Source organism: Clostridia bacterium, from assembly GCA_028698525.1.
GTDB lineage: Bacteria > Bacillota > Clostridia > JAQVDB01 > JAQVDB01 > JAQVDB01.
The window spans coordinates 1-14989 of sequence record JAQVDB010000015.1 but is presented as its reverse complement, the minus strand read 5'-3'; the positions used below and the strand labels follow the sequence as shown (position 1 = coordinate 14989).

The following is a 14989-nucleotide window of genomic DNA, read 5'->3' as shown; positions in this document are numbered from 1 at the left end:
TTAGGGCCCTCCAAACCTGTGTATAATCAATTTTTAAACAATCATAAAAAACTCTTCTATATGTTTAGGTTTTTGTTGCTTTTTAACAAATTTATTATATCAACCGGCTTATTTTTATAAACATCAATAATCGTTTGACGTTCCAATATATCCCATAAATAATGGGCATCAGAAGATATTATTGTCCTATATTTTTTAATAAAAGGATTTTGTTTTTTAAATGTTAAAAAATCAACATTCTTGGACAACTCTAGAGTAGTAAATTCAGGACTTTCAGGGATAAACCCAAGATTAGTCAACAAACTAAATCCATATCTATCTATATGTGCTGGAATGGTAACCCCGCCTAATCTATAGACATATTCATATACCTCCCCAATTGTAAGAACAGTGGACGTTAAAAGGAGCTTTTTATAGCTTGCTATAATGTTATCTTGCTCATCGAACAAAAGCTGCCTCCCAAATATATTCTCCTTGTTTTCAATATCAGGCAGATTCCGATCAATTATCACTTGAAACTCATTTATAGATTGCATATCCGGGAAAAGACATATCAAATGTACCTCTTCCTTTGTCTGCACTTCCATTCCCGGTATTACACATAAATCATTTTTATCTCCCAAGCGTTTAACTGCTTCTACGTTTAATGACGAATTATGATCAGTCAATGCAATTGCGTCTAGTTTCTTTAGCTTACACATATTTACAATGTTGTTGGGAGTCATATCATCGTCTCCACATGGAGACAATGCAGAGTGAATATGCAAATCAACGGCAATCTTCATAGCCCTAGCCCTCTTTTATCCCAAAACCATACAATTTCCCAGCTATCTCATATCCAGATAAGCTAGAGGACAATAACGGAATTTCCTCTTGTTCAGCTTTTTCTATAGTTTCATTCTCAATCTTTATCCCCTCAGGAACTATAATACAGCTGATATTTAAGAGAGTAGCAACTGCAATTATATTGGGATGCACCTGCACAGTTATCCATACAAACCCTTGTTTAGCATGAGACATAACCCAACTCAATAAATCACAACAATAGCCGCCCGTTATCTCCTTATCGAGATATTTGTTACCTGCTACGACATTTAATTTTAATTTTTCTATCATATCGCATACCTTCATAAACTTTTCACCCCTTTCTAGGTGGAAATTTGTCTGAAATATCAACCATCTGTGTAGCCAATTCTTTTACCTTTTCACGAAGCTTAAAAATACAATCAAATTCCGATGCATTTCCTCTTACAATATCCTCTGCAAGAGTTCTGCAGCTCGGCGCACCGCAAGAACCACAGTCTAATCCAGGTAAACTATCGCATATCTGCTCTAACCTCTCCATCTTCTTTATGGCCTCAACAATATCCTCATCCAATTTCATAACGGATTTAGCCGTTATAGGTTCTTTTAAATCTACGTTGATGGTTTTCAATATCCGATCTAGCTCTCTGTCTTCCAGCAACTCTTTAGGAACCTTTTCCGCCAGCCTTCTCACTCTGTTCTTTGCAACAAACCCATTCTCAACAGTCAATGGACCTCCTACACATCCGCCAGGACAAGCTAACCCTTCAAAAAAATCAAGGTCATTGAGCTTGTTGTTCTCTATTTCCTCTAGAACTTTTATTACGTTTTGTATCCCGTCTACTGATAAAAAATTTTCTGTTTCAACAGCGTGTCCCTCTCCGCCAGATATTGCCCATCCTACCCCATACCCTGAAGCCTTTTGTATCCCTCTGTCCGATTTGTTGTGCCCTGTTGATTTATAGTTGCTAATTACATTGTTCAAAGGCCCATATATATCCTGTATAGAAATAGCTCCATCTACATATGACTTTTTATTGCCTATAGGATTTTTTATGCTGGTCATTTTAGCAGCACAGGGTGTTATAAAAAAAGCTCCAATATCATTTTCTGATAATGCAAATTTTTTTATAGCCTCTTTTTTAGCCATTTTAGCCGCTGTTTCCATTGGAGAATCAACATCTATCACATTTTGGATAAGTTCAGGAAATCGTACCTGGATAAGCCTCAAAATAGCCGGACAAGCTGATGATATTATGGGTTTTTTATATTTTTTCTGTTTTATCTTTCTATTTATATACGAACTTATAATATCTGCTCCCCTGGCTACTTCATATACCTCGTTAAAGCCTAGTTGAAGAAGTCCATTTAGGATAGCCTGTACATCATAAAAATTTTTAAATTGACCATATAAAGTAGGTGCAGGAAGAGCTATGCTGTATTTGTACTTTTCTATTATATTCAACGGATCTGTTATCGCCTGCTTTGCATGGTAAGGACATATCCTAATACACTCCCCACAGTCAATACACCTTTCATTTATAATCCTAGCTTTTCCGTCTCTCACTCTGATTGCTTCAGTAGGGCATCTTTTTATGCAATTAGTGCAACCTTTGCATTTATCCTTATTTAAAGTTACTGAGTGAAAATATTCCCCCATCAATTATCTCCCCTATTTAAATTTATAACCATCTTTATTTTAGTACCCTCTCCTACTTTTGTTTTTATGTCAAAACTATCAGAACATTTTTTCATGTTGGGAAGCCCCATACCTGCGCCAAAGCCCAACTCTCTTATATTATCCGGAGCTGTAGAATAACCTTCCTTCATTGCGAGTTCAATACTTTCTATTCCAGGACCTCTATCATTTGCATAGATGATTATCCTTTCCGGTGTAACATCTATCTCCATTCGTCCTTCATCCGCATGAATCACTATATTCATTTCGGTCTCATATGTTGCAATAGCTACCCTTCTTATTATATGAGAATCAATTCCCAGTTGCTTTAACGTCTTTTTAGTCTTGCTAGATGCCTCTCCAGCAGCTGAAAAGTCTCCTCCTTTTATATCAAAACCTAATTTAAAGATATTCTCATTCATATCTAAACACCTCTAATTTATTTCCCTTTTAATCCCTTTTTATAAAGTTTTCCACAGGCTTCAAATAGCGTTAAATCAGTTTTAAGGAGACATATATTATTTTCTGCTGCTAACTTAATAGTTTCTTTATCAGGCATCTTACCTCTGACAAATGCTATCACACAAACATCTACCATTTCGGCGGTTCGTATTACTTGAGGATTTGTAAGGCCTGTCAAAAGAACCAGCTTGTCTTTGACAAACGCAAGAACATCACTCATCAAATCTGCACCACAAGCACAGTTTACTGAATTATCCAATAGATGTTCGCCAAATATCACTTGTGCATCAAGAATCTCTTTTATTTCACTTATCTTCACTCCAGAACCCCCATTATTTTAAATTGCTTATTTTATAATAAAACTCTTCAGTACAAGCAACAATATCCATATAACCATCATTTAATACACTATCGATCTTATCACTGTTTAGGTGTTTTTTGCACTCAGTTAGATGATCGATATATTCGTTTTTTATACTCTCTATTCCACCGAAAACCTGCTCAAGCTTTGCAGGATACTCCTTGTTCTCAAGAATATTATTCAATTGATTTAATTTTTTCCCTATGTTATCGATTTCTTTATTTAATTCTAAAGTGCTAACCCCAGAATGTTTCATTTTATATAATATATCGCTTTCTTCTTGGATACATTGAATAAATAAGTTGATACATTTATCTAGTGAAATTATATAATCATGAAAATTTTCTGTATATGTTATTTCTATATCGGGAGAATCCCATCGCTTAATGTTGCAATCCAACCCGTTTTTTTTCAATATTTCTCTTTCAGCATCAGCTTTTTTGTTATCGGTATATGCAGATGATATAACCCTATAATAATCTTCTTCAATTATTTTGGATATATATCCTAAACTCTGCATTTGCAAAGCCATCTCCTGGGCATTCTTAAATTCCTTAAACGCCCCTATCTGAATTTTGTAAAAAGTTATGCTGGGAACAACAAAGTCCTTCTTATCTAACTTTTTAGATGGATTATTGGCGCTATCTTGCATCTCTCCTTTTCTAGGAGTTTTTTCTGTTTCCAGCACATCATCAGAAACACCAAATATATACGGAATAATTATCCACTTCCCAATTGCTACTCCTAGAGCAGCTGTAGCTAAAAAAAACAATATTATAAAAAACAAGATACTACGCTCTTTCCTTCCTCTCCTCATCTTAATTTTCATTCTTGTTACTCTCACAATCTTTATCCCCCTGAACCAGTTATTCAGTATCTACAGAGTTCACCCCATCAATCTTCATGAGCTCGTCCATCAGTTCCAATTTGCTGCAACCTGATGGAAGCTTGATTAAAAAACCTACCCTTATCATGTTCTCTTCCGCCTTTATAAGTTTTATATCCTCTATTCCTACTTCAAGGCTTCCCATAACCTCACCTATCTTACCTATTTGTCCCGGTCTATCTTCTATTTGTAATACTAAATTATAATAAGCAGAACTCAACAGGACAGCACTTTCTAATTTTTTTAACAATACTAAAACCAAATACACAATAATCGCTGCACCAATTCCTCCTAAATAAAAACCGGTACCTACCGCAAGCCCTATACAGGCAACAGCCCATAAACTTGCTGCTGTCGTAAGTCCACGCACTGTGTCTCCCTCTCGTATTATGGTACCTGCACCTAAAAAACCTATCCCGCTTATTACCTGGGCTCCAAGCCTTGCAGGATCTATATTAGTCAAATTTTTATATTCAAAAAACAAATATTCGGAAGTTATCATAACCAAAGCAGAACCTACACATACTAAAATATGTGTTCTAAAACCTGCCGGTCTATTAGCGCTTTCTCGTTCAATGCCTATCAATCCACCTAGAATACATGCTAACAATAATCTTAAAATAGGCTGTAAATATTCCATATAATTCATATCTTATAACCCTTTCTTTCCCTCAAATGACATCCGTCATTGAGAAGACTCAGTACAACTTTATCCTTTTTAAAATCAAGAATACTTATAGAAGCATTCCCTAGCCACATCCTATTAAATAAACTCATGTCAATATTCATAAATCCTAATATTGCCGTTTTTAAAACAGTACCATGAGAAACAATCAATATATTCTCATCCTCATGTCTTTCTACCAGTGATACTATACAACCCATGATACGTTTCTGGACATTATATAAGTTTCTTTCTCCTGGTATCACTGCCTTATCGGGATGTTCCTTCCATTCATTGTACTCCTTGGGGTATTTCTCTTTTATGTGTTCAAGACTTAATCCTTCCCATATGCCAAAATCAACTTCTCTCAGCCCTTTTAATTTATTTGTTTTTTTACCCAGCTTTTCTGCCACATATTCAGCAGTTTGATACGCCCTTGATAGATCACTAGAATATATGTGTTGTATTCCTTCATATAATAATCTTTCAGCAAGCAGCATGCTCTGTACCCTTCCCCTATCTGTAAGTTCAACATCTGTATGCCCTTGTACTTTAAACCCGGTATTCCAGCGGGTCTCACCATGCCTTACTAGATAAACTTTTGCCATGCTCGCCCTCCTAGATTATTATGATAATTATTTATTTATTATACCATATATAGACATAAGGATGTGAGTTTAATGTTACTTAATGTCATGCTATTTATCACCAAACGGGAACTTGCATATAGAAGGTGAATGAACTGCTCATAAATATATGATCGTAATATTGACTTTTGACTTGTTTCGTATATCATAGATATATAAAATTTTGTCAAAAGAAGGTGTTTTTTATTGAATAGACAGCTGAAGGCGGACTTACTGCTCGTTACAGTAGCTTTTTTTTGGGGTTCAACATTTATACTAGTTCAGCAGGCTATTTCCGAAATACCTGTTTATACTTTTCTTGCTTCTAGATTTATTTTAGCATTTTTAGTGTTGAGTCTGATTTTTTTTAAAAGATTATTAAAAATAAACATACGAACCTTTTTATATAGCGCAATAGTCGGCATGGTTACATTTTTAGGTTATGTTTTTCAGACTTTAGGTCTAAAATACACAACTGCCTCTAAAGCAGGTTTTATAACAGGCCTTACAGTGGTTTTAGTGCCTATCATGTCTTCCGTTTTAGTCAAGGAAAAACCAAAATTTAATTCTATATTAGGCGTTTTGTTTGCCCTCTCTGGCTTGATGTTAATAACATTAAATGCAGAATACAGCATTAATAAAGGTGATATGTATACCCTTATTTGTGCCTTTTGTTTTGCGGCATCTATATTATTAATAGATAAATATACAGTATCGGTAGACTCTATAAGTCTAGCTATAATGCAGATAGGTGTTATAGCCACCTTGAGCACCATATTCGCGTTTGTCTTTGAAGATGTAAATATTAAGTTTACCATCAATACAATCACAGCATTGGTTATTACCGGGATATTCGCAACTGCCTATGCGCTGGTAATACAGAATATGATGCAAAGATATACAACTCCTACCCATACAGCGCTTATATTCTCCCTGGAACCTGTATTCGGAGCTGTTTTCGCATATCTTATTGCCGATGAAACATTTACTCTTAAAACTCTGATTGGATGTATTCTCATTTTGATTGGAATGATTATTTCAGAAGTTGATTTTAAACACATCAACAATATGAGATATATAATCAAGAGGGATGACCCCTCTAGTCATCCCTCTTGATTATATACTATTCAACAACTTCAATATATCATTTTTACCAGTACCATCCTTTGCAGAAAAAATAATTAAATTTCGGTTTGTTATCGAAAGTCTGTCTTTTATCTTATCGACATTGCCCTTTCTCCTGCCTTTTGAAATCTTGTCTGCCTTTGTTACAACTACTGTTTTAGAAAAGTTATAGTGTTCTAGCCATTCGCTCATCATCACATCTTCAGTGGTAGGCGTATGCCTTATATCAAGCAATTGAATTATATGTATTAATTGTTTTCTTGTGTTTAAATACTCCTCTATCATTGTTGCCCATTTGTCCTTTATACTTTTAGGTGCTTTCGCAAATCCATACCCTGGAAGGTCTACAATATAAAATCTATTGTTGCATCTATAAAAATTTATCGTCCTTGTTTTGCCCGGTTGAGAACTGGTTCTAGCATAATTTTTCTTGTCAGCGATACAATTTATAAATGAGGATTTTCCAACATTAGACCTGCCCACAAGGGCTATTTCCGGCAAATTATCCTTAGGATATCCCTCTCTGTCTACTGTTACACAGGCAAGCTCTATTTGATCTATCGTCATTATTTAACACCTCTGTTAAGTGCATGCTCTAAAACTTCATCCATGGAACTTGCAGTTATAAAATTAACGTTTCTTTTTACATTTTGATCTATATCTTTAAGATGCCTTTTATTTTGTTCAGGGATTATAATCACTTTGATTCCTGCTCTGTAGGCTGCAAGAACTTTTTCTTTTAGTCCACCTATAGGCAGTATTCTCCCCCTTAAAGTTATCTCCCCTGTCATGGCAACATCTTTTTTTACAGGTATGTCAGTTAATGCTGATACAATGGCAGTAGCCATGGTAATCCCGGCTGAAGGTCCATCCTTGGGTATTGCACCTTCAGGTACGTGTATATGTATATCCCGCTCTTTATAAAAATCATCTTTAATATTCAAATCCTCAGATTTAGACCTTATATAAGTAAGAGCAGCCTTTGCAGACTCTTTCATAACATCGCCTAGCTGTCCTGTAAGTTCAAGTTTACCGCTACCCTTCATGACATTTACCTCTATAGAAAGGGTATCTCCGCCTACCGGAGTCCATGCAAGCCCTGTCACCACACCTATCTCATCTTTCTCTTCAACTTTTCCATATCTATACCTTGGGATTCCGAGATACTTTTCAAGATTTCGTGAATTGACCCTTATGCTTTGGACTTTTTCATCCACTATCCTTCTAGCTGATTTTCTGCATATTTTTGCAATTTCTCTCTCCAAATTCCTGACACCTGCTTCTCTTGTATAAAGATTGATGATGTCCTTAACTGTATTATCTGACATAGCAATGGACTTTGTTTTCAGTCCATGCTCTTTTATCTGTTTAGGTATCAAATATCTTTTTGCAATCTGCACCTTTTCTTCATCTGTATAACCATTTATATATATCACTTCCATCCTATCCCGAAGCGGAGCAGGAATAGTATCTACATTATTTGCAGTAGTTAAAAACAAGACCTTTGAAAGATCAAAAGGAAGGTCCAGATAATGATCCCTGAATGAATTGTTTTGCTCCGGATCCAGTACTTCCAGCATAGCCGAAGCAGGATCTCCTCTGAAATCATATGTCATTTTATCTATCTCATCAAATAAAAACACCGGATTTTTAGCATGAGCCTGTCTCATAGAATGAATAATTCTGCCTGGCATAGCTCCTATATATGTCCTCCTATGTCCTCTTATCTCTGCTTCATCCTTTACACCGCCTAAAGACATATGTACAAACTTTCTATTCAATGATCTTGCTATAGAGCGTGCTATTGAAGTCTTTCCAACCCCAGGAGGACCTACCAAACATAGAATAGGGCCTTTCATTGTATTTGTAAGCTGCCTTACAGCAAGATATTCAATTATCCGCTCTTTTACTTTATGCAACCCATAGTGATCTTGATTCAATGTTTTTTCCACATTCTTAAGATCAAGATTGTCTTCTGTCTCTTGGTTCCAAGGCAATGCTAATATCCAATCTAGATATGTCCTTATAACTGATGCCTCCGATGATCCATCAGGCATTTTAATAAGCCTTTCCGTTTCTTTCAACGCCTTTTCCTTTACTTCTTTTGGCAAGCCAGCCTTACTTATGTTATTTTTATATTCTTCGGCTTCCTCAATTATGCCATCTTTATCCCCTAGTTCTTCTCTAATAGCCTTGAGCTGTTCTTTTAAATAATATTCTTTTTGCACTTTATCTATTTGACTTCTTACTCTAGCATTTATTTTATCCTCTATCTTTAATATCTCTATCTCCCTCTGAAGGATCTCATACAATATCTCCAATCTTTTCATAGGATCAAAAGCTTCAAGTATTTGCTGTTTATGTTGGTTTTTTATAAACATACTAGCTACAATAATATCAGCAAGCTGTCCCGGGTCATCTATAGAGATTATCGATGTTATTATATCCGATGAAATCCTGTTGTTCAGCTTCACATATTCTTCGAAAATATCCATTACACTCCTCATGAGAGCTTCCTTCTCTAATAGAGTCTGTTGGTCTTGTTCTATATCTACAACACCTTCTCGTTCAGCTAAATCTGCTTCAAAATACGGTTCATCTTTTGTTATGCTTTTTATTTCGGCTCGGCTTATTCCCTCTACCAAAACTCTTATCGTATCTCCCGGCAATTTCAACAGTTGCTTGATCTTGGATATAGTTCCTACATTATATATGTCCTCTTGGTGTGGCATATCTACTTTTTCGTCTTTTTGAGTAACTAAAAAAATATATTGGTCCTCTACCATTGCCTTTTCAAGAGCTGCAATGGATTTTTCTCTTCCAACATCAAAATGCACTACCATATAAGGGAATACAGTTATGCCCCTTAACGGCAAAAGAGGTAATACCTTTCTTTTTCCATCATGATCATATTGTCCCATAAATTTCACTCCTTTAAAAACCGCTCTTCCCAGACATCGCTATATATTATACATTTAACCAATGCATAATTCAATATATAAGGGACAGATAGGCCTATCTGTCCCTTATATATTGAATTATAGCTTTATTGGAGAAGCAGATATTAACTCAGCCTTGGGCAAGGGCTTATCTATATTCTCCTCTTTTTCATCAGGTTTTATAGAATGTTTTATCACATCTTCTATCCTTTCAACAGGTATAACTTCAATAGGATGAGCCTTGAAAGTATTCTGCCAATTTTCTGCTGGAATAATTGCTTTTTTTACTCCTGCCTGTATAGCTGCATCTATCTTGGCTGTTATACCCCCTATCGGTTTTACATATCCCCTTATCGATACTTCGCCAGTCATTGCCACTGTGTTATCTACTGGCAGGTTTTTAATAGCCGAATAAATAGCTACTGTTATTGCAATGCCTGCCGATGGACCATCAATAGGTATTCCTCCAGGAAAATTAAGATGAATATCGTACTTTCTGGCATTAATATTAAACACTTTTCTCAGCACCGTCACTACATTGTCTATAGAACTTTTGGCAGTGCTCTTCATCTTAAAGCTTTTATTTCTAGAATTTGTCTCCTCCTCATCTATAACACCTGTAACTGTCAAACATCCTTTATCATTTATAGACGGAATAGCAGATGCTTCTATTTCAATCAAAGTCCCTAGGCTAGGCCCATATACTGCTAGACCATTTACATACCCCACCTGAGGTGTATCCTTAATATTTTTATCAGGCCTTGGACTATATTGGCCACTGGCCAATACCCATTCGATGTCTTCAACACTTATAAAATCTCTCCCTTCAGTTATAACAACACCACCTGCAAGTTGAATTATATTTACTGCTTCTCTGCCATTAGTGGCATACTTGCTGATCTTATTTAATGCAGATTCTTCTATACAAAATCCCGCCTTTTTAACTGCATTTGCCGCTATTCTTATTATCTCATCAGGTCTCAACGCTCTAAAATATATTTCAAGGCATCTTGACCGAATAGCAGGTGGAATATCTTCACTATTTCTTGTAGTCGCACCTATCAACCTGAAATCTGCAGGCAAACCGTTGTTAAATATATCATGGATATGCCTAGGTATATTGCTATCTTCAGAGTTATAATATGCGCTTTCCAAAAACACCTTTCTGTCCTCAAGAACCTTAAGTAATTTATTCATCTGAATGGGATGCAGTTCACCTATCTCGTCTAAAAACAACACTCCTCCATGGGCTTTGCTCACAGCTCCGGGTTTAGGCTGCGGTATCCCTGCTACACCCAGAGGACCAGCTCCTTGATATATAGGATCGTGGACTGACCCAATGAGCGGGTCAGCTATACTCCTTTCATCAAATCTAATAGAAGTAGCATCCATCTCTATAAATTTAGCATTCTTTTTGAAAGGTGTGCCATATGATTTTTGGGCCTCCTCTAAAACTAGCCTTGCTGCCGCTGTCTTCCCTACCCCGGGTGGCCCATAGATTATAACATGCTGAGGATTGGGTCCGCACAATGCTGCCTTTAACGCCTTTATACCTTCTTGTTGACCGATTATATCATTAAACTCTCTAGGTCTTGTCTTTTCTGACAAAGGTTCAGACAGAGAGATTTCTCGCATCCTTCTCAACTTTTCCATCTCTTTTTTTGACTCCTTGTCCACAGCAACTTTGTTAGTTTGTTGACTTTTAAGCAAATTCAAAAAATATAATCCAATTACAATAGCGAAGAACAATTGGATCATCATCAAAGCATTGGACATTAAACTATGCATCCTCCTTTCATATTCAGCTATTATTATTATCTGTAACCTATATTTTTTTATCCTTTGTATTTTTATTTATCGCATTAAATACATATAATAAAACAGCGGTTAAACCGCTGTTTTATGCAGATTCATGTTTATTCTTTTTTTTGCTAGTTTTTTTACCATCACACAATATCAAAATCGGCTCACTCTTGTTCAGTATTGTATCCTTTGTGATAATGCATTTTTCCACATCATCCCTGGATGGAACATCATACATCACATTGAGCATGATCTCTTCTAATATCGCTCTAAGCCCTCTAGCTCCTGTTTTTCTCTCAATAGCCTTTTTAGCTATTAAATCAAGGGCCTCATCTTCAAACTCTAAATCCACTCCATCCATTTTCATTAATTTCTCATATTGCTTTACCAAAGCATTCTTCGGCTCTTTTAGTATTTTCACTAAAGCATTTTCGTCTAATGCTTCCAGAGTAACTATAACAGGGACTCTTCCCACAAACTCTGGTATTAAGCCAAACTTGAGCAAATCCTCTGGTAGTATTTTTCTCAATAACTCTCCTATGTTCCTCTTGTCAGCCTTACGTATATCGGCGCCGAAACCCATGGACTTCTTGCCTATCCTAGATTGTATTATATCTTCGACACCATCAAAAGCTCCGCCACACATGAATAATATATTTGTTGTATCGATTTGTATAAACTCCTGATGGGGATGTTTTCTTCCGCCTTGAGGCGGTACACTTGCTACAGTACCCTCTAAAATCTTGAGAAGGGCCTGCTGAACACCCTCCCCTGATACATCTCTAGTAATAGAAGGATTTTCAGATTTTCTTGCAATTTTGTCTATCTCATCTATATAAATAATACCTTTTTCGGCCTTTTCCACATCATAATCTGCTGCTTGGATCAGTTTTAATAATATGTTTTCTACATCCTCCCCAACATATCCAGCCTCGGTTAAAGATGTAGCATCCGCAATAGCAAAAGGTACATTCAATATCTTTGCAAGGGTTTGAGCTAATAACGTCTTCCCTGAGCCGGTAGGCCCGAGCATAATTATGTTGCTCTTCTGGAGCTCCACATCATCTGTTTTAACATCAGAATTTACCCTTTTGTAGTGGTTATACACTGCTACAGAAAGGGACTTTTTGGCAGACTCCTGACCTATTACATATTGACCCAATATTTTATTGATTTCAGCAGGTTTGGGTATATCCTCTAGATCTAACTCTGAAGTATCCTCAAATTCCTCATCTATTATTTCCTGGCAAAGCTCAATACATTCATCACATATATAAACACCAGGACCTGCAACTAATCTTTTTACCTGATCCTGTGTTTTGCCACAAAAAGAACATTTCAGCTGTTTTTTATCATCGTATCTAGACATCATTCCACCTCTTATTCAGAGTATTATTTCCTGTTTTGTATAACCTCATCAATTATGCCATAGTCTTTAGCATAATCAGCTGACATAAAAAAATCTCTGTCAGTGTCACGTTCAACTCTTTCAAGCGGCTGACCTGTTCTCTCGCTCAATATTTGATTTATCCTCTTCTTAATCTTCATAATTTGTTCGGCATGTATAACAATATCCGAAGCTTGCCCTCTTGCACCACCCATAGGCTGATGAATCATTATCTCCGAATTAGGCAAAGCATATCTTTTGCCTTTTGCCCCGGATGCAAGGAGAAAAGCACCCATAGATGCAGCCATACCAATACAAAGAGTGCTAACATCAGGCTTTATATACTGCATTGTATCATATATAGCCATTCCTGCGGTAACAGAACCGCCTGGGCTATTTACATATAATTGAATATCTTTATCAGGATCCTCTGCTTCAAGATATAGCAGTTGAGCAACGATCAAACTCGCTGTATTATCGTCTATTGCGCTACCTAGAAAAATTATTCTCTCTTTCAATAGCCTAGAATAAATATCATAGGAGCGCTCCCCGCGATTAGTCTGCTCGACAACAATAGGAACAAGATTCATTTATTACACCTCCTGTTTAACATCATCTTCATTTACTTTTTTCTTCTCAACAATCTTACAATTATCAAAAAGAAAATCTATAATATTTCTGACCTGTAAAGAAGATTCAATACTTTCTTTTTGGGCAGGAGATAGACTCTGTTTCACCTTATCTACATCCTGTTTATATTGTTCTGCTAACTTTTTGTATTCTTCTTCAATATCCTCATCACTTACTTTGATTTCTTCTGCTTTTCCTATCTTTTCAAGTACCAGCATATTTTTAACAATATTGTAAGCATCATCTCTAAACTTTTCCTTGAAATCTTCCATAGTCATCTGCACCATCGATAGATAGTCATCAAGTCGCATTCCTTGATACATCAAGGTTAGCTCGAACTCCCTTACCATATCATCTACCTTATTATTTACCATCGCTTCAGGGATATCTACATTTGCATTTGCAGCTACTTTTTCTATCAATGCATTTTCCATTTGCTGTTTGGATCTATTTTTAGCAGCTTCCTCTAATTTTTCTTTTGCATCTTTCTTTAATTCATCCAACGTATCAAATTCACTTACATCTTTAGCAAATTCATCATCAAGTTCTGGAAGCTCCTTCTCCTTTATTTCTTTAACTTTTATCTCAAACTCAGCTTCTTTTCCTGCAAACTCTTTCGCATGGTAATCTTCAGGAAACTTGACTTTTATAGTACCTTCTTCACCATGTTCCATACCTACTATCTGTTCTTCGAATCCTGGAATAAAATTCCCTTTTCCAATTTCTATAGGCTGATTTTCAGCCTTTCCTCCTTCAAATTCTTCTCCATCAATAGACCCTTTAAAGTCTATAGTGACAATATCTCCATCCTGTACAGCTCTATCCTCAATTGCAATCAGTCTAGCATTGCTTTCTTGCATCTGTTCAAGCTGCTTATCAACATCTTCTTCCTTAACATTATACTCAACTTTTTCGACTTCTATTCCCTTATATTCTCCTAACTCAACATCCGGTTTAACAGTGACTTGAGCCGTAAATACAAAATCATCGCCCGCACCTATATGTTCTATATCAATTTCCGGTGAATCTACAGGCTCGATATTATGTTCTTCTATAGCTTTTTGATAAGCATCTGGGCAAACCATATTAATCGCATCTTCATAGAAAATAGCTTCCCCATAATAATTTTCTAAAACTTTATAAGGTACTTTGCCTTTCCTAAAACCAGGCACACTGTATTTCTTTTTATTCTTTAAATATGCTTTTTGCAATCCTTTTGCAAAGTCCTTATGACTAACGGTTATTTCTAATTTTGCAGTATTATTTTCCAATTTTTGCAACTGTGAGCTCATCTTTTATTGCTCCTCCTTACGTTCATCTTGTTTGTAAACTTTACACACTTAATTACTATATTATATCACAGTATTTTTTAAATAGCTAACATGTGCATATAATAGCCTATAATTAATATATTCCTTTAATTTTTATAATTAAACAATCTTTACTCAATATCACCCAATACTTATTGTATATTAACACATAAATTATCTGCTTTCAACACGAATAATCTTTGAGTTTATCAGATTGTGTTATTATTTTTTTCATGTTAAACTATAATATGTAATCATTTAGAAAGGAACATGTTATGTTGACAGCTAACACCCGACGCATACTAATTATCTTT

At 35.8% G+C, this 14989-nt stretch carries 15 protein-coding genes; 1 reads left to right on the top strand and 14 read right to left on the bottom strand.

The features are described 5' to 3' along the window. Positions 1-56: 56 nt before the first annotated feature. From PHP06_03405 to PHP06_03370, 8 genes are read right to left on the bottom strand one after another with little or no spacing between them, the layout of a single operon-like run. Positions 57-785, bottom strand: coding sequence for a PHP domain-containing protein (locus PHP06_03405; GenBank protein MDD3839598.1), 729 nt, complete (start codon positions 783-785; stop codon positions 57-59). A 4-nt stretch (positions 786-789) separates the two neighbouring features. Next, positions 790-1131: an AraC family transcriptional regulator gene (locus PHP06_03400; protein MDD3839597.1), complete on the bottom strand. Its 342-nt coding sequence runs from the start codon at positions 1129-1131 to the stop codon at positions 790-792. A 7-nt stretch (positions 1132-1138) separates the two neighbouring features. Next, the gene (locus PHP06_03395; GenBank protein ID MDD3839596.1) at positions 1139-2464 is read right to left on the bottom strand and encodes a [Fe-Fe] hydrogenase large subunit C-terminal domain-containing protein; all 1326 of its coding nucleotides are present in this window, start codon (positions 2462-2464) and stop codon (positions 1139-1141) included. Next, the gene (locus PHP06_03390) at positions 2464-2904 is read right to left on the bottom strand and encodes an ATP-binding protein (protein MDD3839595.1); all 441 of its coding nucleotides are present in this window, start codon (positions 2902-2904) and stop codon (positions 2464-2466) included. Before PHP06_03390 ends, PHP06_03395 begins: the two co-directional genes overlap by 1 nt. Before the next feature lie 17 nt (positions 2905-2921). Then, positions 2922-3263 (bottom strand): DRTGG domain-containing protein, encoded by a 342-nt coding sequence (locus PHP06_03385; protein ID MDD3839594.1) that lies wholly within the window; start codon positions 3261-3263, stop codon positions 2922-2924. A gap of 13 nt (positions 3264-3276) precedes the next feature. Further along, a complete protein-coding gene (locus PHP06_03380) occupies positions 3277-4149 on the bottom strand; it encodes an SPOR domain-containing protein (GenBank protein ID MDD3839593.1) in 873 nt (290 codons plus the stop codon). Between the two features lie 22 nt (positions 4150-4171). Further along, positions 4172-4840: an MgtC/SapB family protein gene (locus PHP06_03375; GenBank protein MDD3839592.1), complete on the bottom strand. Its 669-nt coding sequence runs from the start codon at positions 4838-4840 to the stop codon at positions 4172-4174. After that, positions 4837-5463, bottom strand: coding sequence for a histidine phosphatase family protein (locus PHP06_03370; protein MDD3839591.1), 627 nt, complete (start codon positions 5461-5463; stop codon positions 4837-4839). The genes PHP06_03375 and PHP06_03370 overlap by 4 nt, the downstream gene beginning before the upstream one ends. Before the next feature lie 225 nt (positions 5464-5688). Here PHP06_03370 and PHP06_03365 point away from each other — a divergent pair, with 225 nt between their 5' ends. Next, entirely contained in the window at positions 5689-6597 is a 909-nt protein-coding gene (locus PHP06_03365; GenBank protein MDD3839590.1) for a DMT family transporter, read from the top strand. Here the strand turns inward: PHP06_03365 and yihA are convergent, their stop codons facing one another. The 6 genes from yihA to tig all read right to left on the bottom strand — a co-directional run bounded on the left by yihA (position 6598) and on the right by tig (position 14657). After that, the gene (gene yihA / locus PHP06_03360) at positions 6598-7173 is read right to left on the bottom strand and encodes a ribosome biogenesis GTP-binding protein YihA/YsxC (protein MDD3839589.1); all 576 of its coding nucleotides are present in this window, start codon (positions 7171-7173) and stop codon (positions 6598-6600) included. Continuing rightward, a complete protein-coding gene (gene lon / locus PHP06_03355; GenBank protein MDD3839588.1) occupies positions 7173-9527 on the bottom strand; it encodes an endopeptidase La in 2355 nt (784 codons plus the stop codon). The genes yihA and lon overlap by 1 nt, the downstream gene beginning before the upstream one ends. Positions 9528-9644: 117 nt before the next feature. Continuing rightward, complete coding sequence (gene lonB, locus PHP06_03350) at positions 9645-11321, bottom strand: ATP-dependent protease LonB (protein ID MDD3839587.1); 1677 nt, start codon at positions 11319-11321, stop codon at positions 9645-9647. Positions 11322-11445: 124 nt separating this feature from the next. After that, complete coding sequence (gene clpX / locus PHP06_03345) at positions 11446-12717, bottom strand: ATP-dependent Clp protease ATP-binding subunit ClpX (protein ID MDD3839586.1); 1272 nt, start codon at positions 12715-12717, stop codon at positions 11446-11448. 23 nt (positions 12718-12740) lie between these two features. Beyond that, positions 12741-13325, bottom strand: coding sequence for an ATP-dependent Clp endopeptidase proteolytic subunit ClpP (gene clpP, locus PHP06_03340; protein ID MDD3839585.1), 585 nt, complete (start codon positions 13323-13325; stop codon positions 12741-12743). Between the two features lie 3 nt (positions 13326-13328). Continuing rightward, positions 13329-14657 (bottom strand): trigger factor, encoded by a 1329-nt coding sequence (tig, locus tag PHP06_03335; GenBank protein ID MDD3839584.1) that lies wholly within the window; start codon positions 14655-14657, stop codon positions 13329-13331. Positions 14658-14989 lie beyond the last annotated feature (332 nt).